This is a genomic window from Streptomyces umbrinus (assembly GCF_030817415.1).
GTDB classification, from domain to species: Bacteria; Actinomycetota; Actinomycetes; order Streptomycetales; family Streptomycetaceae; genus Streptomyces; species Streptomyces umbrinus_A.
Map to the genome: position 1 here is coordinate 6,355,154 of NZ_JAUSZI010000002.1, position 22,495 is coordinate 6,377,648.

Here is a 22,495-nt window from a genome sequence, read left to right on the forward strand (position 1 = left end):
GGCGAAGTCTTGAGCCTCCGGCAAGGGGAGACACGAAAGTGGGGGTCATGGACGGCGGCACGCTCTACTCGATCGGTGAACTGGCCCGGTGCACCGGGCTGACCGTAAAGACGATCCGGTTCTACTCCGATCGCGGCATCGTGCCGCCGATGGGGCCGCACACCGGCCGGTTACCGCCGCTGCGGTCCTGATGTCATCGGTCGTCTGGCCCTCGTGCGGACGCTGCGCGAACTGGGAGTCGGCCTCGACGCGATCCGGCGCGTCGAGGATCAGCAGCTCACACTCGGCGAAGCCGCCGCGGAGCACGCTGCCGCGCTGGACGTCCAGATCGGGGTTCTGCGGCTGCGGCGGGCAGTGCTGACCGCCGCGGCCCGGCGTGAGCGCGAGCCCACCCCTGAGGAGATGAAACGCATGCACCAGCTGGCCAAACTGTCCGATACCGAACGCCGGCGTCTGATCGACGACTTCCTCGCCACCGTTTTCGAAGTCTCGTCGACGCCTCCGCCCACGCCGCGACCCGGCGGTCGATGACGCCCGAACTGCCCGACACCCCCACGGAGGAACAAGCCGAGGCGTGGGTGGAACTGGCGGAACTGTCCCTGGCCCCGGGCTTCCGCAGCAGCGTGCGCCGCCTTGCCGAAGACCATGTGGCCGACCTGCCCCACAGGCGGGCCCGCTCAGTGCCGGGAGTTGCGCCGCCATCCCCAGTGGGACGACAAGGCTGAGGGCTTTCGCGTGCGGTTCCTGCGGACTTCAGAGTGAAACCGCAGGTCAGCCGCATGTTTCAGCAGCGAGGGGGGCGGGTGTGCAGTGCTCTCCGAGCGCTCGTGCCCTCCACGTGCCCAATCTTCCGCCGCCCGACAAGCCGAGTTGCACAGGAAGGCCCCGACAACAAACAACCCCCAGGCCGCTGACCTGGGGGCAAATGCTGGAGCGGGTGACGAGAATCGAACTCGCACTCTCAGCTTGGGAAGCCACGGCGCTCGGATAGTTGCGCTGCCTCTGACCTGCAGGTACGCGCTCAATGATGATGGTGTGGTCCTTTGGGACGCACCCCTGTCGACCGTGATTGCCCGCTCTGAAGGGCACGCGGTGGGCACGGCATCGCCGAGCGGTCCGACCAGAGGTGCGGAGTCGTCCGCGCAGGCTCTACGCCTCTGTGCTCCGGTCGTTCGAGGAGCCTCGGTTGCTTTCGCGCACGACCGCAGGAGCCCTTCTGGCGTAACGCCGCAACCCCTCCGCCTGCCCTGCGGCCGTTTCAGACCTGGCTCAGGTCGATCTCCACGGCGAAGGGGGCGGCGACCTTCACGACCCCAGTGAACACGTCGCCGTCCCGGTAGGTCTTCGTCGCGGGGTCGAGCAGGTACGTATACACCAGCGGTGTACCCGTCGCGGCCTGCTCGATCCGCCAGTAGAAGCCGATGCCCGCCTTGGCGTACTGGTCGACCTTCACGATCCGGTCGGTGGTCTCCGAGCCAGGCGACACCACCTCGGCCACCAGCAGTACGTGCTCGGGCCGGGTGGGCATGACGTCGATCGTGTCAGCGCGGTAGACGATCACATCGGGGCGCCGGTTGGTGAGGGGTACGTCCTGCAGTCGGACGTCGAAGTCCGTGTCGGCGTTCCAGTCGGGGCCCGCGGCGGCGTCCAGGGAGTTCGCCAGGATCCGGGCCAGCCGGTTGTGCCGCTTGGATGCGCTGGGGCTCACGACGACCATTCCGTCCACGATCTCGATACCGGCGCACTGCTCCTCGGACCACGACTCGTATTCCTCCGCCGTGATCTGCTCATGCATCCACGCGGGGGCCACCATCTCGGCCGTCATGACATGCCTCCCGGACACTGTGCGGCGGGCCCGATCCCGCTGGACTCAGCGTACTGTCTCCAACTCGCAAGCCGCCTCGCACGGGACTCGGCCTGTGCTCATTCTCGGCGTGCGTCTGGTCCGGGTGGAGGCGGACGAGGTCCGGACCGGTCGTCCCACTCGCTACCGAAGTCGTCCTGCCCGGATATCTCCTGAACGATGTGGTCGTGCTCTTCGAGCAGGCCGCGCACCGCGTTCACGACGGCCTGTCCCACGCGACAAGCCCCAGGCCAGCTGACCTGGGGCTTCAAGAAGAGCGGGTGACGAGAATCGAACTCGCACTCTCAGCTTGGGAAGCTGATGTTCTACCACTAAACTACACCCGCGAAAGACGCCGGTTCGGACGGTTTGGACCGGTGTCGGAAACGCGGAATCACCATACCTCATGCCAGGCCCCCGGCGCTGAAGCCGTGGGGCCCGGTGCTGTTTCGGGGGGTGGACGGGGCTGCGGGGCGCGGGAGTTGGGGCGTACGGTGGAGGGGTTGAAGAGGGGCCGCGCGGGATCGGAGTGCCGCCTGGAGGGTCGTCCTCTTCGTCCCGTAATGTGGCGCTTCGTCGTCAGTCAGACGCGGCTCTTGGGGAAGGGACTCTGAGGACTTGATGGAACGCAGCACCGTTGTCCGTTGTGCCGAAGGGCACGTGTTCAGCACCGCCTCGCTTCCGATGCAGCAGGCCGATCGGCTCGGCCCCGGCCGGCTGATCCGTTGCCCACGCTGTGCCCGGCTCCGCAATGTCGTACCTGTGGAGTACGAGAGGCGCTGAGTGCATGGAGCGCGCGGTACGCAGTGCCGGGTACCGCGCGTTCGCCTCGTTCTCGATCGCCCGGGCCCGCCACGATCACCGGATTGTGGCGGGCCCGGGCGCTCTGCGTATCCTCGGGGCGTGCTTCTCTCTGACAAGGACATCCGGGCCGAGATCGACGCCGGGCGCGTACGGATCGATCCCTACGACGAATCCATGGTGCAGCCGTCGAGCGTCGACGTGCGGCTCGACCGCTACTTCCGGGTGTTCGAGAACCACCGCTATCCCCATATCGATCCGTCCATCGAGCAGGCGGATCTCACGCGGCTCGTCGAGCCCGAGGGGGACGAGCCGTTCATCCTCCACCCGGGGGAGTTCGTCCTCGCGTCGACGTACGAGGTCATCACGCTTCCCGACGACCTGGCGTCCCGGCTCGAAGGCAAGAGTTCGCTCGGGCGGCTCGGGCTCGTCACGCACTCCACCGCCGGGTTCATCGACCCCGGCTTCTCGGGGCACGTGACCCTTGAGCTGTCCAACCTCGCGACCCTCCCCATCAAGCTCTGGCCGGGCATGAAGATCGGACAGCTGTGCCTGTTCCAGCTCAGCTCGTCGGCCGAGTTCCCGTACGGCAGCGACCGGTACGGGTCCCGCTACCAGGGGCAGCGCGGGCCGACCGCCTCACGCTCCTTCCTCAACTTCCATCGGACCCAGGTGTGAGTGGCGGAGACATGAGCGACATGAGTGACGCGACCGGCGTGCGCGAGAACCTCAGCTACGAACGTTTCGGCCTTGCCGTCCGCGAGCTCGCCCAGACCATCGCCGACGACGGGTACGAGCCCGACATCGTGCTCAGCATCGCCCGCGGCGGTGTCTTCGTCGCCGGCGGGCTCGCCTACGCCCTCGACTGCAAGAACATCCACCTGGTGAACGTGGAGTTCTACACGGGCGTGGGGACCACGCTGGACATGCCGGTCATGCTCGCGCCCGTGCCCAACGCCATCGACTTCTCTGACAAGAAGGTGCTGATCACGGACGACGTCGCCGACACCGGCAAGACGTTGAAGCTCGTGTACGACTTCTGCGTCGACGCCGTTGCGGAGGTGCGGTCCGCCGTCATCTACGAGAAGTCGCAGTCGCTCGTGAAGTGCGAGTACGTGTGGAAGCGGACGGATGAGTGGATCAACTTTCCTTGGAGTGTTGAGCCGCCTGTGGTGAAGAGGGCCGGCCAGGTTCTCGACGCCTGACGTTCCACGTTCGCGCTCCGCTGGGGTGCCCGTTTTGGCTGCGGGCCCGTTGCGGCTGGTCGCGCAGTTCCCCGCGCCCCTTATGGGGCGCGTTTTTTGTGCGGTATTCCTGCCGTTAAAAAAACGCTTGCGTTTCGCTAGTGGCCCCCGTAGCGTTCGTGTACGAAACCGTTTCGTATCGATCGCGATCGCAGGGAGGGGCACGATGATGAGCAGTCCGGTGGTTGTCGCCCTCGCGCTCTCCCTGGTCTCCGCGTTCTGTTACGCGGCGGCCGCCGTGGTTCAGGAGCGGACCGCGGCCGGTACGGCCGATCTGCGGGGCACGCTCGCCCGCGGCTCGTGGTGGGGGGCCGTCGGGCTCAACGCCTCCGGCGCGCTGCTGCATGTGGTCGCGCTGCGGTACGGGCCGCTGACCCTGGTGCAGCCGCTCGGGGCGCTGACCCTTGTGGTGGCGGTGCCGCTGGGGTCACTGGTCGCCCGGCGGCGGACCTCCGGTACGCAGTGGCGCGGCATGGCCCTGACCCTCGTCGGGCTGACCGCGTTGCTCGTCGCCACCGCGGCGGGGCACGCGCCGGACGACACCCTGGGGACCGGTGAGGTGATTGGGGTCGCGCTCGTCGCCTTCGTCGTCATCGCCGTGCTCGTACGCTCCGGTCTCGGCGGTCTCGCCTTCGCCGCGGCCTCCGGTATCGCCTCCGGGGTCGGCTCCACGCTGGCGCAGAAGCTCGCCGTCGGGCCGACGCTGTCCTGGAGCGTGGTGGTGGTCGCGGTGCTCACCGTCGCGTTCGCCTCGGGCGGGCTGCTGCTCTCCCAGAAGGCGTACCGCAGTGGCCTCGGCGGTCCGCTGGCCCTGCTCACCCTCGTCAACCCGGTCGCGGCGTCCGTCATCGGCATCAGCCTGCTCGGGGAGGGCTTCCAGTACGGGACGACGGGCACCCTGATCGCCCTCGCCGGTGCCGTGGCGGCCGCCCGGGGCGTGATCCTCCTCAGCCGTCCTCAGTCCCACCAGGACCGTCCCGGCCGGCGTGCCTCCGCCCCCACCCGTGACCGGCCGCGCCTGCCGCGCCCCACCCGCCTCCTCCGCGCCGGGCTCCCGTCCGTCGCGCGGGTCCGCCCCGTCACCGTCGAACTCACCGGCACGAGCCGGACCGTCTGAGAAGGAGAACACCGGACATGACCATGACCACCATCACGGCCGCCACCGCGGCCAGGGCCACGACCATGGCGAAGCCCCTTCCGCTGCGGCCCCGGACGACCGTGCGCGCGGCGGGACTCGTGGACGTACCGGCCGTGGCCCGCCTGATCGCCCCGACCGACACCGGAGCCGTCCCGGACGTCCCGCAGCACCCGGAGGCCACTCCGGTCGACTGGGACCGGGCCCGCCGTGCCATGCGGCTGATGCTGGCCCATCACGCCCTGGAGGACGGTCAGGTGTGGGTGGCCGAGCGTGAGGACGGCACGCTGCTCGCGGCCGCCGTCTGGCTGCCTCCCAGCCCCGGTGCCGAGCCGCCCGACCGGCGATTCAGCGGCCTGCTCTCCCGCGAGCTCGGCCTCGGCCCGCAGGAGCATCCGTTCCCGTCGGCCGGCCTCAAGAAGGCGGCGCCCGACGAGTCGCACTGGAAGGTGGCCGTCGTCGGCGCGCTGGACGACACGAGCGCCTGGGACCACACCGTGGCCGCCGACCTGCTGGCACCGGGGCTGCGTGCCGTCGACGAGGAGGGCGGTACCGCCGTCGCGGTCACGCTCTCCGCCTGTCACGGGGACCAGCTGCGGCCGCTCGGGTTCCGCCGGCCGCGTGCGGTCTGCGTCACGCCGGGCGGGAGTGTGTGGATGACGACCCGTCAACCTCCGCGCACAGTACGGGAATCCGTTGTACCAGGTTGTTTCCGAAGCCTCCCCGGTTCCAGGGCTGCGTGACCGGCTGGGTGTTGCCCGCGGCGTCCGTGGCCCGGGCCGTCAGGACATGGGTGCCGGGGGTCGCCGTCCAGTGTGCCTCCCAGTGGCGCCAGGACCAGGCGTGGCCGGGGCGGCCGTCCGGCGGGTCGAGTTCCGCCTCCTGCCAGGAGCCGCCGTCGTCCGTGCTGACCTCGACCTTCGTCACCGGGGCGTGGCCCGACCAGGCGCGGCCCTCCAGCCGCAGTGGACCGGGGCGTACGACCCTCGTGCGGGACATGAAGTCCGGGAAGCCGGGCGGGACCATCAGGGCGCGCGGGGCGATGCGGGTGACCGGGTCGCCGGGCTCGTCGGGGGACTGGCGGAAGCGGTACGCGACCGACTGCTGGAAGCCCGTGAACGGGGTGCCGGTGAGCGTGATGTCCCGCAGCCACTTCACATGCGCCATGCCGTACCAGCCGGGGACCACCAGACGCAGCGGGTGCCCGTGCTGCGGTGGCAGCGGGGCGCCGTTCATCTCGTACGCCACCAGGACCTCCCGGTCGGCGGCCGTGGCGTCCTTGAGCGTCAGGCTGCGGCGGTAGTCCTGCTCGACGCCGCGTTCCACGCCGTGGTCCGCTCCCGTGAAGACCGCCTCGACGGCGTCCGGCTCGACCCCGGCCTCGGCGAGCAGCGTCCGCAGGGGTACGCCGGTCCAGTCCGCCGTGCCGACCGCCTCGACCAGCCAGGGCTGGCTCACGGGGCGCGGGGTGAGGCGGGCCCGGCCGTTGCCCGCGCACTCCATGGTCACGCGGTGGGTGACGGGCGGCAGGGAGTACAGGGCGGACAGGTCCAGGACCAGGGGCTCCCGGACCAGACCGCCCACCGTGAGCGTCCAGGTGTCGGCCTCGGCGGGCGGGACGTAGGGAATGTCGTAGTGGACCAGTACGTAGTGCAGGCCCGGCGGGGTCACGTCGTGGCGCAGCGCCTCCAGGAGGAGGCCGTGGTTGCGGGCCGCGAGGCCCAGCTCCTCCTGGCTGATGTCCTCGTCGGGTCCGGCCACGCGGCCCGGTGTGCTGACCTCGGCCAGTGAACCGTTCCGGAAAGTACGTCCGTTCGTGACGCCGTCCATGGCTCCATGGTGCTCCCCTCGCCCCGCCCGGGCACCCCGCTCGCGATTGCCAGTCGTACCGAGCGGCGAGACCCTGTACATATCGGCCCTGGGGCGGATGAAACGTGCGATCGCGGACGGACCGTACCTACCGGGCCTCGCGGAGGAGAGCGATCGTCATGGGCGGCAGCACCGGCAGCAGCGGCGGCGGCATGGACGGCACGACCCTTGAGGCGATGCGGACCGGACTGCGCGGGCCGGTCATCGCGCCCGAGGATTCGGCGTACGACGAGGCCCGGTCGATCTACAACGCGATGATCGACCGGCGGCCGGCCGCCTTCGTGCGGTGCGCGGACGCCGGGGACGTGATGAACGCGGTCGACTTCGTCCGCGACCACGGGCTCGAACTCGCCGTGCGCGGCGGCGGGCACAGCGGCCCGGGACTGTGCCTGGTGGACGGCGGTGTCACCCTCGACCTGTCACCGATGCGCTGGGTACGGGTCGACCCGGTCGCGAAGACCGCGCAGGTCGGCGGCGGCAGCCTGCTCGGCGACCTGGACCACGCGGCGCACGCCTTCGGCCTCGCCACCCCCGCCGGGATCATGTCGACGACGGGCGTCGGCGGACTGACCCTCGGCGGCGGACACGGTCACCTCACCCGCAAGTACGGGCTGACGGTGGACAACCTGATCTCCGCGGACGTCGTTCTCGCCGACGGCAGCTTCGTCACGGCGAGCGAGACCTCGTACCCGGACCTCTTCTGGGCGCTGCGCGGCGGAGGCGGGAACTTCGGGATCGTCACGTCCTTCACCTACCGGCTGCACCCGCTGCACTCCGTGGGCGTCGGCATCACGGTCTGGCCGGTGGACCACACGCGTGAAGTGCTGCGCTGGTACCGGGAGTTCCTGCCGCAGGCGCCCGAGGACCTGAACGGCTTCTACGCGGTGCTCGCCGTGCCGCCCGGGCCGCCGTTCCCCGAGGAGCTGCACGGGCACAGGATGTGCGCCGTCGTGTGGTGCTGGACCGGTGACCTGGCGCTGCTGGACGAGACGCTCGCGGTGGTGAACGACGCCGGGCGGCCGGCCTTCCACTTCACCAGCCCGATGCCGTACCCGGCGCTGCAGACCATGTTCGACGAACTGATCCCGAAGGGTCTGCAGTGGTACTGGAGCGGTGACTTCTTCGACCGGATCACCGACGAGGCAGTCGACATCCACCTCAAGTACGGCGAGAACCTCCCCACCGACCTGTCGACCATGCACCTCTACCCGGTCGACGGCGCCGCCTCCCGGGTCGGCTCCTTCGACACGGCGTGGGCCTACCGCGACGCCGTCTGGTCGGGCGTCTTCGCGGGCATCGACCCGGACCCGGACAACGCCGGGCTCATCAAGCAGTGGTGCACGGACTACCGGGAGGAGCTGCACCCGTACTCGATGGGCGGTGCGTACGTGAACTTCATCGGGCCGGGTGAGGGTCAGGAGCGGGTCAGGGCCACCTACCGCGACCACTACGACCGGCTCGCCGAGGTGAAGCGGACCTACGACCCGCACAACCTCTTCCACGCCAACCAGAACATCGAGCCGGCGCACTGGCCCCAGGGCGACGCCTAGGGCCTGTCTGACAATTCCCGTCTGCCTCGCGACGCCATGCACGCACTCTCGCCGCACCGGGCGCAGAGCCAAGTACGTCCAGTACGAGGCTCTACGCCCGGCACGCCGAGAGCACGCACCTGACGCCGCGAGGCCGCCCTCCGGGCGACGACGGGAATTGTCAGACAGGCCCTAGGGCCCGTCGGGCAGGCCCTAGAACGTACCGAGCTTGATGATCGACAGCAGGGCGATCAGCTGGATCGCCGACGCTCCCAGGGCCTTGGGCCACGGCAGGTCGTGCGACTTCTTGACCATCAGCGTGAAGAGCACGCCGGCCCCGACCCAGGTCGCCCAGCCCAGCAGCTGCACGAACGGCGCGTCGCCGCCCGCGAACATCGCGACGACCAGGCGTGGCGCGTCCGTCAGCGACATGATCAGCATGGAGAGGCCGACCGTGGGCTGCCAGGCGCCGTCACCGCCGAGCTGGCGGGCGAGGGTGTGCGTGACCACGCCCAGGATGAACGCGCTGAGGACGATCGCGATCGACGTCGTCAGGACGATGGGCACCGCGTTCGACAGGGTGGCGTTTATGACGTCCGCGCGGGCGCCGTCGAAGCCGAAGACCGCCAGCAGACCGTAGAGGAACGTCACGATGAGGGCCGGGGCCCACATCGTGTAGTCGCGCATCTGAAGGAAGGTCTGGTTCGGGCGCATGATGACGCCCGTCAGCAGTTCCTTCCAGTGCAGCCGCGGGCCCACCGGGGGCGCGGTCGTCTGGCCCGCGCGATACGTCCCGCCCGGGTTGTACGGGTCCTCGCCGACGGAGAACGCCGTGGTGTGACCCGGCTGGTTCGCCGCGTACGGATCCGGGCCCTGACCGTGATGGTCGTGGTCGCCGAAGTACTCCGGCTCACCGTGCCCGTTCGCCTGGGGCCACTGCTGCGGCCCGTTGCCACCGCCACCGCCGCCATTGCCGTACCGCGGCTGCTGATGCTGCTGCGGGTACGGCTGAGGCGCGGGGGGATAGCCGTACGACGGGCCGCCCTGGGGGGCCTGCTGTCCGTAAGGCTGCTGCCGCGCCTGTTGTTGCGGGTGCGCCTGCTGCGTGCGGTTGTCCCGGCCGCGTCCGATCCTGAATCCAGCCACGTAATCGAACGTACCTGGTCCCGCACAGTGACGTGCCGGGCCCGGGGCAACGGGCCCGGCTTTGCTGCTGAGCTGTGACATCCCCTAAGGGACTTCCCAGGGGACCTTCATGGGTTCTTCGGGGATATTTTCGGGGACTTTTAGTGGCTGCTCAGGGTTTGGCCGTACGCGAGTCCGCCGGCCACGGCCGGGAGGCCGAGCTTGGCGGGCGTGACCGTGTAGGAGCCGTCGGCGCTCGCGCGGGGGAGCACCCACACACCGCCGGACCTCGCGTTCTCGCCGGGGGAGCCGACCGCGATGTCCGCCCTGCCGTCGTGATCGTAGTCACCGGCCGCGACGGCGGCACCGAAGGCGTCGCCCGCCTCCGCGACGCCGGGGACGCGCGGGGTGTCCTGCTGGTACGAGACGGCGTGGCCCTCGCCGGAGGCGTCGACCAGGCCGGTCGCGCCGCCGAACAGGAGGGTCGCGGCGCCCGCGCCCGCCTGGGTGCCGATCGCCTCGCCGGGGGCGCCCGCGAGCAGGTCGTCGCGGCCGTCGCCGTTCACGTCCGCGACGGCCAGGGAGGCGCCGAAGCGGTCACCGGTCTCGGCGACGCCCGGCACGCCGACCGTGTCCTGGTCGAGGGTCTGCGCGCGCTGGCCGAAGGAGCCGTCCGGGCCGCTGCCGTAGTGGACGTGGATGCCGCCGCCCTTCGCGTACTCCTCCGGGCCGCACGGGTCGTCGATGTTCTCGTCGGCGATCTCGCGGCACTCGCCGAGGGCCAGGTCGTCGTTGCCGTCCCCGTCGAAGTCCCCGGCGGCGAGGGCCGAGACACCGGCGTTGTCGGTGTTCCAGGTGTTGGCCATGCCCTCCTCCGCCGCGTCCCAGGCCCACAGCCGTACGTGCGACTGCGTGAACGGGGCGTCGACCGTCCAGTACGCCAGCGCCAGGTCCGCCGTGCCGTCGGAGGTGAAGTCGCCGGTGGCGAGGATCGGGGCGCGGCCGCCCATGGGAGCGTCGAGGACGGTGGTGAGGATGCCGTCGGCGGTCCGCAGCACGACTCTGTCCCGGCCGCCGATCACGATGTCCCGGCTGCCGTCCCCGGTCAGGTCGGCCGCCGCGACCGACCCGCCGTACGCCGCCGACGCCGCGGGGCCGGTGAGGGCAGTGGACCCGTGGCTCGGGCCGCCCCTCGCGCCGCCCACGACGGTGACCATGCCCGCGTCCACGCCACGGTCGGTGACGTCCTCGCCGGGGGCGCCGGCGAGCAGCTCCGCGATGCCGTCGCCGTTGAGGTCCTCCAGCACCACGGAGGCGCCGAACCGGTCGCCCGCCTCCGGAGAGCCGGGCACTTCGGCCGTGGACTGGCTGACCCGGATGCTGCCGCGGGAGCCGAGCCCCTTCGGACCGCCCCACACGACGTTGACGTACCCGGCCTTCGCCTTGCCCCCGACGGCTCCGTCGGGGACGCCGACGGCGAGATCCGCGTAGCCGTCGCCGTTGAAGTCGCTTGTGGTGGGGGAGGGTTGGCCCGCGGCCGCGGTGGGCGCGAGTGTCAGGCCCGCGGTGACCGCCGCGGCGAAGGTGGCGGCGATTGCGTACGTCCGTATGTGCACGGGGGCTCCAGGGTGGTGACCGGGTGACCGGGAACTGCGGTTCACCTGTGTGACACCTGGAGGTCGTCAGGGGTTGTGGCCCCGTACGCGTTCGTTGCCGCGTGCGTGTTCGCTCGGGCGTGCGTGTTCGGTGGGGCGTCAGGCCCAGAACTCGGCCTCCTTCTCCATGTCCTCCTGGCATTCGTCGATGTCGGTGAACTTGTCCCCGACGATCCGGAAGATGAGGCAGCCGTTCTGCTCGATCCGCTTGCCGTTGCGCTCGGCCGTGTAGCGGTGCATGGAGACCGCGTGGCCCCGGCCGTCGACGAGTATGTGGCTCAGATCGACGCTGAAGGTCCCGCCCGTCTCCTCGTAGAGCCGGCCGTACAGCTCGATGATCGAGTCCTGTCCTTTGTAGTCGCCGGAGAGCATGTGACTGCCGGGGACGTGGTGCGTACAGTCCGATGCCATCATGCCGCGCAGGGTGTCCATGTCACCCCTGGTGAAAGCGTCATAGCCCTTGCGGACGAGCATTGCGTTCGGGTGTTCAGCCATCGTGATCGCCGCCTTTCTGTTGCTTGGCGTCTTATGGCCGACATTGTGATTATCCCGCGTTATTGGGTTTTTGTGCCGAGTTCGCACCAGACGTACTTGCCCGCCGTGCCGTTGACCTGGAACCAGCCCCAGTCGTCGGCGTACGCGTGCACGATCCGCAGGCCGCGGCCCGTCTCGTCGTCCTCGGGCTTCTCGGTCGGCGGGGCGGGGTCCGTGTCCCATGTGCCGAGCCGGAACGAGGTCCCGCCCGTCTGAGTTTCAGGGCCGCCGGGGCCCTCGGTGTGCCGGATGGCGTTCCTGAGGAGTTCGGAGGCGAGCAGCTCCGCCGGTTCGACGAGGGCGGGGAGGTGGTGGCTGGTGAGGATGTCGCGGAGGGCGCGGCGGCAGATGCCTACGGCTCGGGGGTCGTGGGGGATGTAGAGCGTGTACTCCCAGGGTGCGGGCATGGGCATGCGGTCTCCTGGTGGGGAGTGGTGGGGGGGCGTCGGGGCGGTGGCTCTGTCTGGCCCGGCATGGCGTGGCGGGGGGACGCACTTCCGCTCCGTTGAGTGGCTTCTTCGTCACTGACGGTATGGGGTTAAATTGATGCCCGTCAAGCCGAACGGGGATACTGGGGGACCTCAACTCCCCGGAGGGAACGGGTACATGCCAGCTAGGAGCATCATCACGGCACGCCAGGAGCGGCTCGGCGCGGAGCTGCGCAAGCTCCGGGAGCGAGCGGGGCTCAGCGGCCGGGAGGCGGCACGGGCGTTGGGGATTGCGGAGAGCAGGCTCTCCGCCACGGAGACCGCCCGGGTAGGGGTGAGCGCCGAGCGCGTGCGGCACTGGGCCAGTGAGTACGCGTGTGATGACGCCGCGCTGGTGGAGTCACTGGCGGCCATGGCGACCGAGCGTGTGCATGGTTGGTGGGCCGGGTACCGGGAGCAACTTCCGCCCAGCTTCCTGGACTTGGCGGAACTGGAGCATCACGCCACGCACTTGAGGTCATTCGAGAACGTGCACATTCCCGGCCTGCTGCAGACCGAGGAGCAGGTGCGGGCGGCGTACGCCTCTCCGGGGACCACGCTCAGCGAGGAACGGATCGAGGCGCGTGTCGCGTTCCGCCTGCGCCGCCAGGCGGTACTCGAAGAAGCCGACTACGAGGTGGTCGTCCATGAGGCGGCGCTCCGCGTCCGGTGGGCCGACCGCAAGGTGGCTCAACGGCAACTGCTTCACATCCTTGAGCAGTCCGAACGTCCCCAAGTCACCGTGCGTGTAGTGCCGTTCGATGTGGACGGGTTCACGATGATCGGCACACCCGTGCTCCTGGCGGGCGGCCCTGTCCCCCAGTTGGACACCATCCTGCTGGACCACCTGCACGCCGGGACGTTCATGGACGCGGAGGTGCAACTGCGCCTGTATCGACGGGTGATCAACTCCGTGGAGAGCGCCGCGCTGGGGGTCGTAGAGTCGAGAGACTTCATCCACCGGCTCGCGCAGCACATCTGAGGGGACCCGCAATGACACCGGTCATACAGTGGCAGAAGTCGTCCTTCTCTGACGGAGAGGACGCACCCAACTGCGTTGAGATGGCCACCTGGCAGAAGTCGTCGTACTCCGGCCCTGAAGACGCGCCCAACTGTGTTGAGGTAGCCGCCCGTCAGAGCACCCGCACCCTCCTCCTCCGCGAAAGCGATGAGCCCGACACCGTCATAGCCGCCACCGGCGCCGGGCTCGCCGCCCTCATACGGCACCTTCGCCCGTAAGGCCCGTAGGCGGCAGGGCTCCCTCCAACTCCCGCGCCACAGCAAGGGTGTTGGTGAGGCGATCGCGCTAGCCATCCCCCAGCGGGACCCCGCCGACCTCGGTCAGCAGGGCGCGCGCCCGGGGCGCGTCGTCCAGGCGGAGGGCCAGTTCCGCGCGGTAGACGAGGGCCTCGACCAACTCGACGCAGTGGGCGGACTCCCGCTCGCGGGTCAGGGTCGAGTCGAGGATGCGGGCGGCCTGGTGGGCGTCGCCCTTGGAGTCGCCGAGGACGACGGCGTTCTCCAGGGCCTTGGTGAGCCTGCCCGTGGGGTACGAGGACTCGTCCGGTACGTCCTTGTCCTCCGTCGCCGGGAAGAAGCGGATCCAGTTGCCGCCCGGGTCGACGACGCTGAAGCCGGACCGCTTGCCGGTGTTCTTGCGCCGGCGGGGGCTGGTCATCCGCGGGATGCCGGACACGAGGACCTTGCCGAAGGCGGCCCGCATGGCCTCGGCGAAGGCCTGGTGGATGGCCCCGGTGTCGGGGACGATCACCACGCACGAGCCGTACGACTGCTCCGGGTCGAAGCCCTCGATCCCGGCGAAATGCAGTTGGAGGTCCTCGCGTTGGACGCTGACGTAGGGGTTCGGGCGGGTCTGCCGATAGGTCGTGGTGAAGCCCAACTTGCCGTAGAACTCGGTGATCTCGTCGATCGACCGGCAGGGCAGCAGGGGGATGGTTACCTCGTTGGCCATGCGGCTCCCTCGGGTAGTCACGGTAGTCAAACTTGATGACTCCCCGAGGGTAACCGCGGCGCGGCCGGTGTGGACGGTCAGTTCACGGTTGATCCCGCTTAATCCGCCAGCTCGGCCCAGAAGTTGGTCAGAGCGGTCTGGCCCAGGCTCGCGAGGGTGAGGACCTGGGAGCCGGTGCCCGTGGGGCCCGACGAGGTGCCCGGCAGGAGGTGGAGGCGCTGCGGCGTCGACGGGGCCGCGGCGAGCAGTTCGGCGCGGCCGTCGCGGGTGTAGTCACGGAGGCTGACCGAGTGGCCGAACGCGGCCCGCTCGCCGGGTTCGCCCTCGATGCCCGCGGTGTTGTAGTCGTAGGCGCGGGAGTTCTTGCCGGTGAGGCCGGACGCGCTGCCGCGCAGGACGGTGACCGCGCCGGCGGCCATGCGGGGCGGCGGGCCGCCCGCCCTGACGGACACGCCCGCGTCGGCGGACGTCTCCGCGGCGATGATCTCGCCCGGGGTGCCCACGGCAAGGTCGGCGTAGCCGTCGCCGTTGGTGTCGGCGGCGGAGACGTCGCCGCCGAAGTCGTCGCCGGTCTCCGGGGTGCCGGGCACGCCGGACGTTGCCTGGGTGATGGTCCTCACCGAGCTGCTGGGGCCCGTCGAGGTGCCGGGCAGGACGTACACGGCGCCGCCGGTGCCCGCGCGTTCGGCACCGATCGCCAGGTCGCCGTACCCGTTCTTGTCGAAGTCGGCGATCGCGGCGCCGCTCGACACGAGGGTGGTGGAGGAGGGGAGCTTGACGGTCTTGGTCCGCTTCGGGGCGCCGGAGCCTCCCTTGTAGAACCAGACTGTGTCCCTGAACGCCCCGACGGCCGTGTCCCATTCACTGCCGAGGACGGCGAAGTCGACGGTTCCGTCCTTGGTGACCTTTCCGGCGACCACCGTCTCCGGAGTGATCTCCTCGCCGCCGCGCGGGTCGAAGTCGGTCACCTTGCCGTGGGAGCCGGACGTGGTGAAGGGGCCGCGCATGAACAGGATGTTCTCGGAGTCGACGGCGACCACGTCGGGCTTGCCGTCCGCGTTGAAGTCGCCGACCGCGATGTCCTTGGCGAAGGCGCGGTCCTTGTAGAGGGGGTTCATGTACGAACTGCCGCGGGTGAGGCCGGACTTGGAGCCCCACAGCACGGTGAACGCTCCGGAGCGGCCGTCGTTGGTCTCGCCGACCGCGGTGGCGACGACGTCCGCGTACCCGTCCTTGTTCAGGTCGGCCGTCGTGACGTCCGTACCGAAGTAGTCGTTCGACTCCGCCGCGCCGGGGATGCCCGGGCTGTCCTGGGTGACGACCGTGCGTCTGGAGGGGTCCAGGCCCTTTGCCGTGCCCCATATGACGACGACCGCACCCGCGTTCTGCGCCTCACCGACCTTGGCACCGCGATCACCGACGGCGAGGTCGCGGTAACCGTCGCCGTTGAAGTCGTCGACGTACTTGGCGGCGGCCGCGGAGGCCGGGGCGGCCAGGGCGAGCGGGGTCAGGCCGGAAACGAGCAGGGTGGCAGCCAGGAGGCAGGTGCGCTTTCGCAAGAGGACTCCAAAAGTGGGCGGTTGACTCAAAGGAGACCTTTGGAGATGGGGGAACGGTTGTACGGAAGTTTGGTGAATTTCTGTGGCTGGTGTTTTCGGTGTGTTCAAGGGGACGTAGAGGCGCAAACCGGGCCCCGGCACCTGGGAGGTGCCGGGCCCGGTTCGACGGTGAGGGAGTGCTCCGGATCAGTTGGTGAGGCCGGCACCGAACGCGCCGTACGTGTACGGCAGGTTGAACGCGCCGGGGCCGAAGCCGCGGTCGCCGTTCGGGGAGATGCCCGTGCCGTCGGAGAGCATCGCGGTGACCGCGCCGACGCCCTCGCCCTCGAAGGACGCGGAGACCGTGTAGTCGGCCTTGCCGTCGGCCGTGACGTCGGTCAGGAGGACGTCGGAGCCGAAGTAGTCCATGGCCTCGGCACTGCCCGGGACGCCCGAGGAGGCCTGGGAGAGGGTGCGGCCGCCGGTCTCGGAGACGCCGTCCGCCGAGCCCTGGAGGAGGACCGTGGAGCCGGTGTCCTCGATCGTGTCGATGTCCTCGAAGATGACGCCGATGGCCAGTTCGCCGTAGCCGTCGCCGTTCACGTCACCGATGGACAGCGCGCTGCCGAAGCCGTCGCGCTCCTCGTCCGCGCCGGGCACGCCCGGGGAGTCCTGGGTGAGTTCGGCCATGGGCGCGTCGCCGTTGACCGGGCCGCCCGCCGAACCGCGGATCACCGTCACCCTGCCGCCGAGGCTGCCGGAGTGGTCGTCCTCCGCGGTGAAGACGTTGCCGAGGGCGATCTCGCCGTAACCGTCGCCGTCGATGTCGCCGATCGCGATGGACGTGCCACCGCCCAGACCGCGCGGCACGGAGGTCTCCAGGCCGGCGGACGTGCCCAGGTAGGCGACCCCCTTGGACCAGCTGTTGGGGCCGTCCCCGGTCAGCTCGGTCCGGTACGTCAGCACGAGGTCGGCCTTCCCGTCGCCGTTCGTGTCACCGGCCTTGATCGCGTCGGCACCGTACGGGGTGGTCTCGGGCAGCGCGATCCGCTGGGCGGCGCCGGTCGTGCCGGAGCGGGTGAAGCCGCCCTTGACGACGTACGCGTGCGAGGCGGTGGTGCCCACGGCCAGGTCGGCCTTGCCGTCGCCGTCGAAGTCGCCCGCCGTCAGGACGCGGCCGAACTCGTCGTGCGTGGTGGCCGCCGGGTCCTTCACCGTCGTACCGTTCGCGACGCCGCTCGCGCCGCCCCACAGCACGGCGACCGTGCCGCCGTCGACGTCGCTCTCGACGTCCTCGCCGGACGCGCCGACCGCGAGGTCCGCGTAGCCGTCACCGTCGAAGTCGTCGACCGCGAGCGCCGAACCGAAGGTGTCCTCGGCTTCCGGGGTGCCGGGCACACCGGCCGAACTCTGGTCGATCACCGTGTGGTTGGCCGGGTCGAGGCCGGTCGCGCTGCCGTAGACGACGGCCACGTACCCGGCCATGACCTGGTCGCCGACCTTGGCGTACGGCGCGGCGAAGGCCACGTCACCGAAGCCGTCGCCGTTGAAGTCGCCCTTCAGGCCCGCGGGGGCGGCGGAGGCGGTGACGGGGAGGGCGATCAGGAGCCCGGTGGTGAGGGCGCTGGTGAGCGTCGTGGCCAGGAGGAGCGTGCGCTTGCGCAAGGGAGGTCTCCGGTAGTGGGGACGACGGGCCCCGCACCTGTGTGGTGCGGGGCCCGCCGGATCGTGAATGAGGGACGGGACGCGCTCAGTCGGCGAAGTTGACGCCGAACGCCGGGGTGCCGGTCGTCGACACACCCGCGCTGCTCGGCGAGACGGACCGCGAGCCGGACGTGGTGATCTTCGTGCCGTTCGACGGCATGTACAGCACCGCGCCGTTGTTCGCGTTCTCGTACGAGCCGACCAGCAGGTCGGCCCGGCCGTCGCCGTTGACGTCGTCGAGCTTCGCGTCCGCGCCGAGCGCGTCGTTCGTCTCGTCGCTGCCGGGCACACCCGCCGTGCTCTGCGCGAAGTACTGGGTGCCGGAAGCGGTGTCGAGGCCGTTCGCCGAGCCGTACAGGACGGTGACCGCGCCCGTGTCCGTGATGCTGTTCAGGTCCTCGCCGGCGGAGCCGACGACGATGTCCTGGTAGCCGTCGCCGTTGATGTCACCGAGGTCCAGGTCGTAGCCGAAGAAGTCGTTCTTCTCCGACGTGCCGGGGACGTTGCCGGTGTTCTGGGTGATGCCCGTGGTCGCGCCCGGACCGTCGGCGGTGCCGTAGGTGACGTTCACCTTGCCGCCGAAGGCCGAGTCCGGGACCGTCGTGCCGTCGCTCAACGTGTTTTCCCAGTACGCGCCGGAGACGATGTCGCCGAAACCGTCGCCGTTGACGTCGCCGATCGCGGTGATCGCGCCGGCCTTCACGATCTGCGCCGAGGAGATCGAGAGGCCGCTCGCGGCGCCGGGCACGAAGTAGTTCCTGGCCCAGCCGTAGTCGGTCCCGGTCTCGAAGCCGTCGACGACCAGGTCGGTCTTCTTGTCGCCGTTGACGTCGCCCGCGGTGAGGTTGATCGGGCCACGGGCGTCGCCGCCCGACTGGATCGGGGGCTTGAGCGTGTACCGGCCGCCCACGGCGGTACCGGACGCGCTGATGCCGCCCTTGTAGACGTAGACCGTGCTGGAGGAGTTGCCGACGGCCAGGTCGGCCGTGCCGTCGCCGTCGAAGTCGCCGGCGGCGAGGTTCTTGCCCCAGTAGTCGTGCGCGGAGACGGCCGGGTCGGCGACGGTGACGCCCTTGCCGGTCAGACCGCTCGCGGAGCCCCACAGCACGGCGAGAGTGCCGCCGTTGGTGTCGCTGCCGACCTTCTCGGACGGGGAGGACACGGCGAGGTCGTCGTATCCGTCACCGTTGAAGTCGGCGTACGCGGTCTCCGCGCTGAAGGCGTCAGCGGTCTCGGCGGTGCCGGGGACACCGGCGCTGTCCTGGCTGAGGGTAGACCGCTTGGCGGAGGACACTCCGGTGGCGGTGCCGTAGAGGGTGACGAGCTGGCCTGCGGTCTTGCGGCCGTTCACATAGGCGCCCGCGGCCGAGAAGGCCACGTCGCCGACGCCGTCGCCGTTGAAGTCGGCGTGCGGCACGGTCGTCGAGTCGGCGGCCGTGGCCGTCACCGCCGAGAAGGTGAGCAGACCCCCCGTCAGCGCGGCAACGGAGGCCGTCGCGAGGGTGAGTCGAAGATGCTTGTGCATGCGGGATTCTCCTGCTGCATGCGGGGACGCCTGGCGGGCGCCCGCAGTCAATGGGGTGCGTACCACTCGCATTCGCCCGGAGTTCGCCTGGGCTTTACGGGCGGTTGGCGATCAGAAGACCTACGGGGAGGGGACAGGGTTGTACGTGTGGCGGGAGTTTTCTTGAGTTACTTGCGAGGCAGGGGGTTCCTCTTGGCTTTTAGGGGCGCGGGGAACTGCGCGACCAGCCACATCCGACCCGCACCCTCATGACCACCGAACCCCCGGTTCACTTCAACCGCAGTGGCACCCCGAGCTCCCCAGGCGTAAGAAGCTGCACCCTCCCCGCCTCGAACCCCTCACCACTCCCCCGCAACACCAAGAACGCCCCCGCCCGCTTCTCCCACAACGGCCCGAACGCCACCGCGTCGTCCCGCCCGTCACCATCCACATCCAGCAACGGCGGCCGATAACCGAACTCGTTCCACTTGTACGGGTTGGGCGTCCCCGGCAACCCGTCGGTCAGGGGATCAACGGCCTGCTCCCCGTCCGCGGACGGCACCCCCGCCGACCCACCCGGCAACAACGTCACCTTCCCGTCGTGCCCCCGGTAGCCCGGCGTGTTCACGACGACATCCGGCTTCCCGTCGCCGTCGACGTCCCCGACGGCAGGCGACGACCCGAAGTCGATCCGCCGCTTCTCCCCGCCCTTGCCCTCGATCACGGACTCCGAACGCCCGCTACCGAGCCCGGACCTGGCCCCGTACAGGATGGTCAGCGCACCACCCTCCGCGGGCATGTCCGCCGGCGCCACGGCGAGCTGCGTGGGCAGCAGCAGATCGTCGATGCCGTCACCGTCCGCGTCACCGGTGGCAGGCGTACGCGGCCCCTCGAAGGTGGCCACCGCCTTGCTGATGCGCGGTTCGAGCGCGGTGTCGCGTACGAGCCCGTCCGCGCCGCCCTCGTAGTAGCCGACCATGTACAGGCTCTCGGGCGCGCTCTCGTCCTCCTCCGCGTCGAAGTCGTACGTGAACACCACCTCCGCCTTCCCGTCGGCGTCGAAGTCGCCGGTGGTGGCCGATTCGGGCGTCGCGTACCCCTGCTGGTCGAGGTCGAGGACGGCCTGCCGCTTCGGGGTGCCGGTGCGGTCGAAGGGGCCGTACAGCAGCAGCCCGTCGGAGCCCGGCCCGGTCGCGCTGGGGTCGCCCGTGCCGCCGTGCCCGCCGTCGAGCAGGTCCACGGAACCGTCCCCGTCGAAGTCGGCGGCGGCGCGCGGCTGGAAGCCGTCGGGCAGGGCCAGTTCGGTGGCCCTGCCCAGACCGCGGGGGCCGCCGAAGAGGGCGAGCGTCCCGAGCGGCGCGCCGGCGTTCCCGCGGGCGACGACCAGGTCGGTGAAGCCGTCGCCGTCGAGGTCGGTGCGCAGGGGGCGCGAGACGAAGCCGGCGCCCTTCTCTTCCGCCTTCCGGGCCGCCGAAGTCCGTTGGGCCGAGGCCTTGTTGAGGCCGTCGGAGGAGCCGTAGACCACTGTCAGCGTCTCGGTGTACCGCCTCTTGTCCTTGGACTCCGAGTACACGACGGTCGCGAAGTCGTCGTAGCCGTCGCCGTTGAAGTCCCCGGGGTCCGGCTTGTCGGACGGCTTTCCGGCGGCGGGCCTCTTCGGTCCGCTGTCGGTCCGGTCCGGGGAGCCGCCACCGGCGCACCCCGCGGCGAGGCTCGCGACCAGGGCGACGGCCACCGCCGCCGGCCCGGTCCTGGAAGTGCGCGGCATCAGCTCTCCATGCCCAGGAACTCCGAGCTGGAGAAGGTGAGTTCGGGCTCCCGCGCGAGCAGGCCCTTCTTCGTGCCCGGGTACACGGCGATCGTGTCCTTCGTGTCCCCGCGGTACGTGCGCACGACCAGATCGGCGCGCCCGTCCCCGTCGAAGTCGGCCACCTTCAGCACGCGGGTGGTTCCCCGGGCGGGCGGCGGCACGGTCACCATCCCGGCCTTGGACAGACCCGTCGTGCGGCCCTTGAGGATCCGCAACTCCGAACCGCTGGAGAGGAGTTCGCTGAGCCCGTCCCCGTCGAAGTCCCCGGAGTCCAGGACGGTTCCGGCGACGTCGAGTGTGCCGCGCAGGGTGCCCGGAACGTCGTAGCGCAGCGCGGTCCCGGTCATCGAGCCGATCGCCGCGTCGAGCCCCTTGCCCTTCCCGAACCGGCCGAACGCGACGTCGACACCGGTCGGGAGGGCGACCGCGGTACCGGCGGGCCCGGTCGGTCCGCCCGGCACGAGGGAGGAGGTGGACGCGGAGGCGGCGGAACCCTCTGCGGTACGGACGATCAGGTCGTCGTATCCGTCACCGTCGACGTCCACGGCCGGTGGTGTGGGCACGTTCCCGGGTGAGGCGAGCGGCGCACCGGCCGCCTTCGGGGCGCCCTTGCGCGTGAAGGGCCCGCGCAGATAGCTGAGCCGCCCGTCGGAGGCGTGCACGACGAGATCCTCGGCCTTGTCCTTGTTGAAGTCCCCGCACACCGGCTGGTCCGGCCAGTCGTTGCCGAAACGTGCCTGCGGGGGAATCGCCAGCTTCACCGCCTTGCCGGCCAGCCCCCGGGCCGAGCCGAAGAGGATCTGCAGCGGGACCGGCGGCTGGCCCTGCCCGTCGAACGGCGGGTCGGTCGAGACGACGAGATCCGTGTACCCGTCCCGGTCGAGATCGCAGCTCGCCTCGGCGTCGAAGACGGCGGGCAACTGCCCCTTGGTGGCGGAGGCGTTCCGGGCGGCGCTCAGCAACTGCCGGGCGCCGGGGGCGAGTCCGCGCGCCGATCCGTAGACGACGCCGATTCCGGCGTCGTCGCCATGGCTGTCGCGCTTCACGAGATCGTTGAGTACGAGGTCCGGGTGCCCGTCCCCGTTGAAGTCGTCGGCCGCCTTGCTGCCCTTGCCGAGCGGTACGGGGAGCCGGGCGGGGGCCTTGGCGACGGTGAGGGGCTCACGCTTTCCCGCCGAGTCCCCGTCGCCGCTGTCGGCGGTCGGGCCGCATCCGACGGCGAGGCCGCCGCCGAGGACGCATCCGGTCAGGGCCGCCACAATCCGCGTACTAACTCTTCGCCCACGCACCGTGAACCTCATCCGACCCGGAAACAACAACGCCGGTCATCATGCACTTGTTCGAGCCGAGGGTAAACGGTGGTAACACGCCACCATCTCGGGAAGCGTGGCCGAACCTGACCGTCGGCCCGGCGGTATGAATACTGGGCGCATGCGGAAGTCCCTGCCGGCCGTGCTGGGCGTGAACCTGTTGCTGGGAGTCCCCGGCGTCGTTCCGGTGTGGCTGCTGTCGTACTTCGCGGTGAACTGGCCGCTCAAGGCGATCGGCTGGACCGTCGGCGAGCCCACGGAGAACGACGGCATGCTGCCCTGGCTGCTGGTCGGCGGCCCGGTCCTGCTGCTGTTCGGCCTGGTCTGGTGGCTCGCCAACCGCCCGCTGCGACGCAGGTCGGCCCTGGGACCCCGCGTGTACTGGCCGGTCGGAGTCCTGATGACCCTGGTGCCGTCGTTCGCGCTCATGATCGTTCTCTGACAGAGGGACTGAA

General features: G+C 70.3%; 22 protein-coding genes and 1 tRNA gene. 10 read left to right on the forward strand and 13 right to left on the reverse strand.

Going from position 1 to position 22,495, the window contains the following annotated elements:
• The first annotated feature begins 47 nt into the window (after positions 1-47).
• The gene (locus QF035_RS27975; RefSeq protein WP_307523331.1) at positions 48-191 is read left to right on the forward strand and encodes a MerR family transcriptional regulator; all 144 of its coding nucleotides are present in this window, start codon (positions 48-50) and stop codon (positions 189-191) included.
• A gap of 22 nt (positions 192-213) precedes the next feature.
• The gene (locus QF035_RS27980; RefSeq protein ID WP_307523332.1) at positions 214-531 is read left to right on the forward strand and encodes a hypothetical protein; all 318 of its coding nucleotides are present in this window, start codon (positions 214-216) and stop codon (positions 529-531) included.
• 727 nt (positions 532-1,258) lie between these two features.
• Here the strand turns inward: QF035_RS27980 and QF035_RS27985 are convergent.
• Together QF035_RS27985 and QF035_RS27990 are read right to left on the reverse strand one after the other, a co-directional pair.
• The gene (locus QF035_RS27985; protein ID WP_307523333.1) at positions 1,259-1,825 is read right to left on the reverse strand and encodes a Uma2 family endonuclease; all 567 of its coding nucleotides are present in this window, start codon (positions 1,823-1,825) and stop codon (positions 1,259-1,261) included.
• Between the two features lie 294 nt (positions 1,826-2,119).
• Positions 2,120-2,190, reverse strand: a tRNA-Gly gene (locus QF035_RS27990).
• A gap of 556 nt (positions 2,191-2,746) precedes the next feature.
• On the opposite strand from QF035_RS27990, the gene dcd reads away from it, so the two are divergent.
• From dcd to QF035_RS28010, 4 genes are all read left to right on the forward strand, one after another.
• Entirely contained in the window at positions 2,747-3,322 is a 576-nt protein-coding gene (dcd, locus tag QF035_RS27995; RefSeq protein WP_143640041.1) for a dCTP deaminase, read from the forward strand.
• An 11-nt stretch (positions 3,323-3,333) separates the two neighbouring features.
• A complete protein-coding gene (locus QF035_RS28000) occupies positions 3,334-3,849 on the forward strand; it encodes a phosphoribosyltransferase (protein ID WP_373466736.1) in 516 nt (171 codons plus the stop codon).
• Between the two features lie 208 nt (positions 3,850-4,057).
• Positions 4,058-5,005: a hypothetical protein gene (locus QF035_RS28005; RefSeq protein ID WP_444968455.1), complete on the forward strand. Its 948-nt coding sequence runs from the start codon at positions 4,058-4,060 to the stop codon at positions 5,003-5,005.
• Between the two features lie 17 nt (positions 5,006-5,022).
• On the forward strand, positions 5,023-5,766 hold the full coding sequence (locus tag QF035_RS28010) for a hypothetical protein (RefSeq protein WP_307523335.1): 744 nt from the start codon (positions 5,023-5,025) through the stop codon (positions 5,764-5,766).
• Here the strand turns inward: QF035_RS28010 and QF035_RS28015 are convergent.
• A complete protein-coding gene (locus tag QF035_RS28015; RefSeq protein ID WP_307523336.1) occupies positions 5,657-6,853 on the reverse strand; it encodes a sulfite oxidase in 1,197 nt (398 codons plus the stop codon). The genes QF035_RS28010 and QF035_RS28015 overlap by 110 nt on opposite strands.
• 191 nt (positions 6,854-7,044) lie before the next feature.
• Here QF035_RS28015 and QF035_RS28020 point away from each other — a divergent pair, with 191 nt between their 5' ends.
• A complete protein-coding gene (locus QF035_RS28020; RefSeq protein ID WP_307531469.1) occupies positions 7,045-8,442 on the forward strand; it encodes an FAD-binding oxidoreductase in 1,398 nt (465 codons plus the stop codon).
• A 192-nt stretch (positions 8,443-8,634) separates the two neighbouring features.
• Here QF035_RS28020 and QF035_RS28025 read toward each other — a convergent pair whose 3' ends face one another.
• From QF035_RS28025 to QF035_RS28040, 4 genes are all read right to left on the reverse strand, one after another.
• Positions 8,635-9,648 carry a Yip1 family protein gene (locus QF035_RS28025; RefSeq protein ID WP_307523337.1) on the reverse strand — a complete coding sequence of 338 codons (1,014 nt, stop codon included), beginning with the start codon at positions 9,646-9,648 and terminating at the stop codon, positions 8,635-8,637.
• A gap of 59 nt (positions 9,649-9,707) precedes the next feature.
• Positions 9,708-11,162 (reverse strand): FG-GAP repeat protein, encoded by a 1,455-nt coding sequence (locus QF035_RS28030; RefSeq protein WP_307523338.1) that lies wholly within the window; start codon positions 11,160-11,162, stop codon positions 9,708-9,710.
• A 138-nt stretch (positions 11,163-11,300) separates the two neighbouring features.
• Positions 11,301-11,696 (reverse strand): nuclear transport factor 2 family protein, encoded by a 396-nt coding sequence (locus tag QF035_RS28035; protein ID WP_307523339.1) that lies wholly within the window; start codon positions 11,694-11,696, stop codon positions 11,301-11,303.
• A 59-nt stretch (positions 11,697-11,755) separates the two neighbouring features.
• Positions 11,756-12,148 carry an ATP-binding protein gene (locus tag QF035_RS28040; RefSeq protein ID WP_307523340.1) on the reverse strand — a complete coding sequence of 131 codons (393 nt, stop codon included), beginning with the start codon at positions 12,146-12,148 and terminating at the stop codon, positions 11,756-11,758.
• Positions 12,149-12,341: 193 nt separating this feature from the next.
• Here QF035_RS28040 and QF035_RS28045 point away from each other — a divergent pair, with 193 nt between their 5' ends.
• Complete coding sequence (locus QF035_RS28045) at positions 12,342-13,184, forward strand: helix-turn-helix domain-containing protein (RefSeq protein WP_307523341.1); 843 nt, start codon at positions 12,342-12,344, stop codon at positions 13,182-13,184.
• An 11-nt stretch (positions 13,185-13,195) separates the two neighbouring features.
• Positions 13,196-13,441 carry a DUF397 domain-containing protein gene (locus QF035_RS28050; protein WP_307523342.1) on the forward strand — a complete coding sequence of 82 codons (246 nt, stop codon included), beginning with the start codon at positions 13,196-13,198 and terminating at the stop codon, positions 13,439-13,441.
• Between the two features lie 67 nt (positions 13,442-13,508).
• Here the strand turns inward: QF035_RS28050 and QF035_RS28055 are convergent, their stop codons facing one another.
• The 6 genes from QF035_RS28055 to QF035_RS28080 all read right to left on the reverse strand — a co-directional run bounded on the left by QF035_RS28055 (position 13,509) and on the right by QF035_RS28080 (position 22,031).
• Entirely contained in the window at positions 13,509-14,174 is a 666-nt protein-coding gene (locus tag QF035_RS28055; RefSeq protein ID WP_307523343.1) for a VOC family protein, read from the reverse strand.
• Positions 14,175-14,272: 98 nt separating this feature from the next.
• Positions 14,273-15,733, reverse strand: a complete 1,461-nt coding sequence (locus QF035_RS28060) for an FG-GAP-like repeat-containing protein (RefSeq protein ID WP_307523344.1) — start codon at positions 15,731-15,733, stop codon at positions 14,273-14,275.
• A gap of 186 nt (positions 15,734-15,919) precedes the next feature.
• Complete coding sequence (locus QF035_RS28065) at positions 15,920-17,377, reverse strand: FG-GAP-like repeat-containing protein (RefSeq protein ID WP_307523345.1); 1,458 nt, start codon at positions 17,375-17,377, stop codon at positions 15,920-15,922.
• An 85-nt stretch (positions 17,378-17,462) separates the two neighbouring features.
• Positions 17,463-18,941, reverse strand: coding sequence for a VCBS repeat-containing protein (locus QF035_RS28070; protein WP_307523346.1), 1,479 nt, complete (start codon positions 18,939-18,941; stop codon positions 17,463-17,465).
• Positions 18,942-19,209: 268 nt separating this feature from the next.
• A complete protein-coding gene (locus tag QF035_RS28075; protein WP_307523347.1) occupies positions 19,210-20,688 on the reverse strand; it encodes an FG-GAP and VCBS repeat-containing protein in 1,479 nt (492 codons plus the stop codon).
• Positions 20,688-22,031, reverse strand: coding sequence for an FG-GAP repeat domain-containing protein (locus QF035_RS28080; protein WP_373466737.1), 1,344 nt, complete (start codon positions 22,029-22,031; stop codon positions 20,688-20,690). Before QF035_RS28080 ends, QF035_RS28075 begins: the two co-directional genes overlap by 1 nt.
• A gap of 130 nt (positions 22,032-22,161) precedes the next feature.
• Here QF035_RS28080 and QF035_RS28085 point away from each other — a divergent pair, with 130 nt between their 5' ends.
• Positions 22,162-22,482 (forward strand): hypothetical protein, encoded by a 321-nt coding sequence (locus tag QF035_RS28085; RefSeq protein WP_307523349.1) that lies wholly within the window; start codon positions 22,162-22,164, stop codon positions 22,480-22,482.
• The last annotated feature ends 13 nt before the right edge of the window (positions 22,483-22,495 follow it).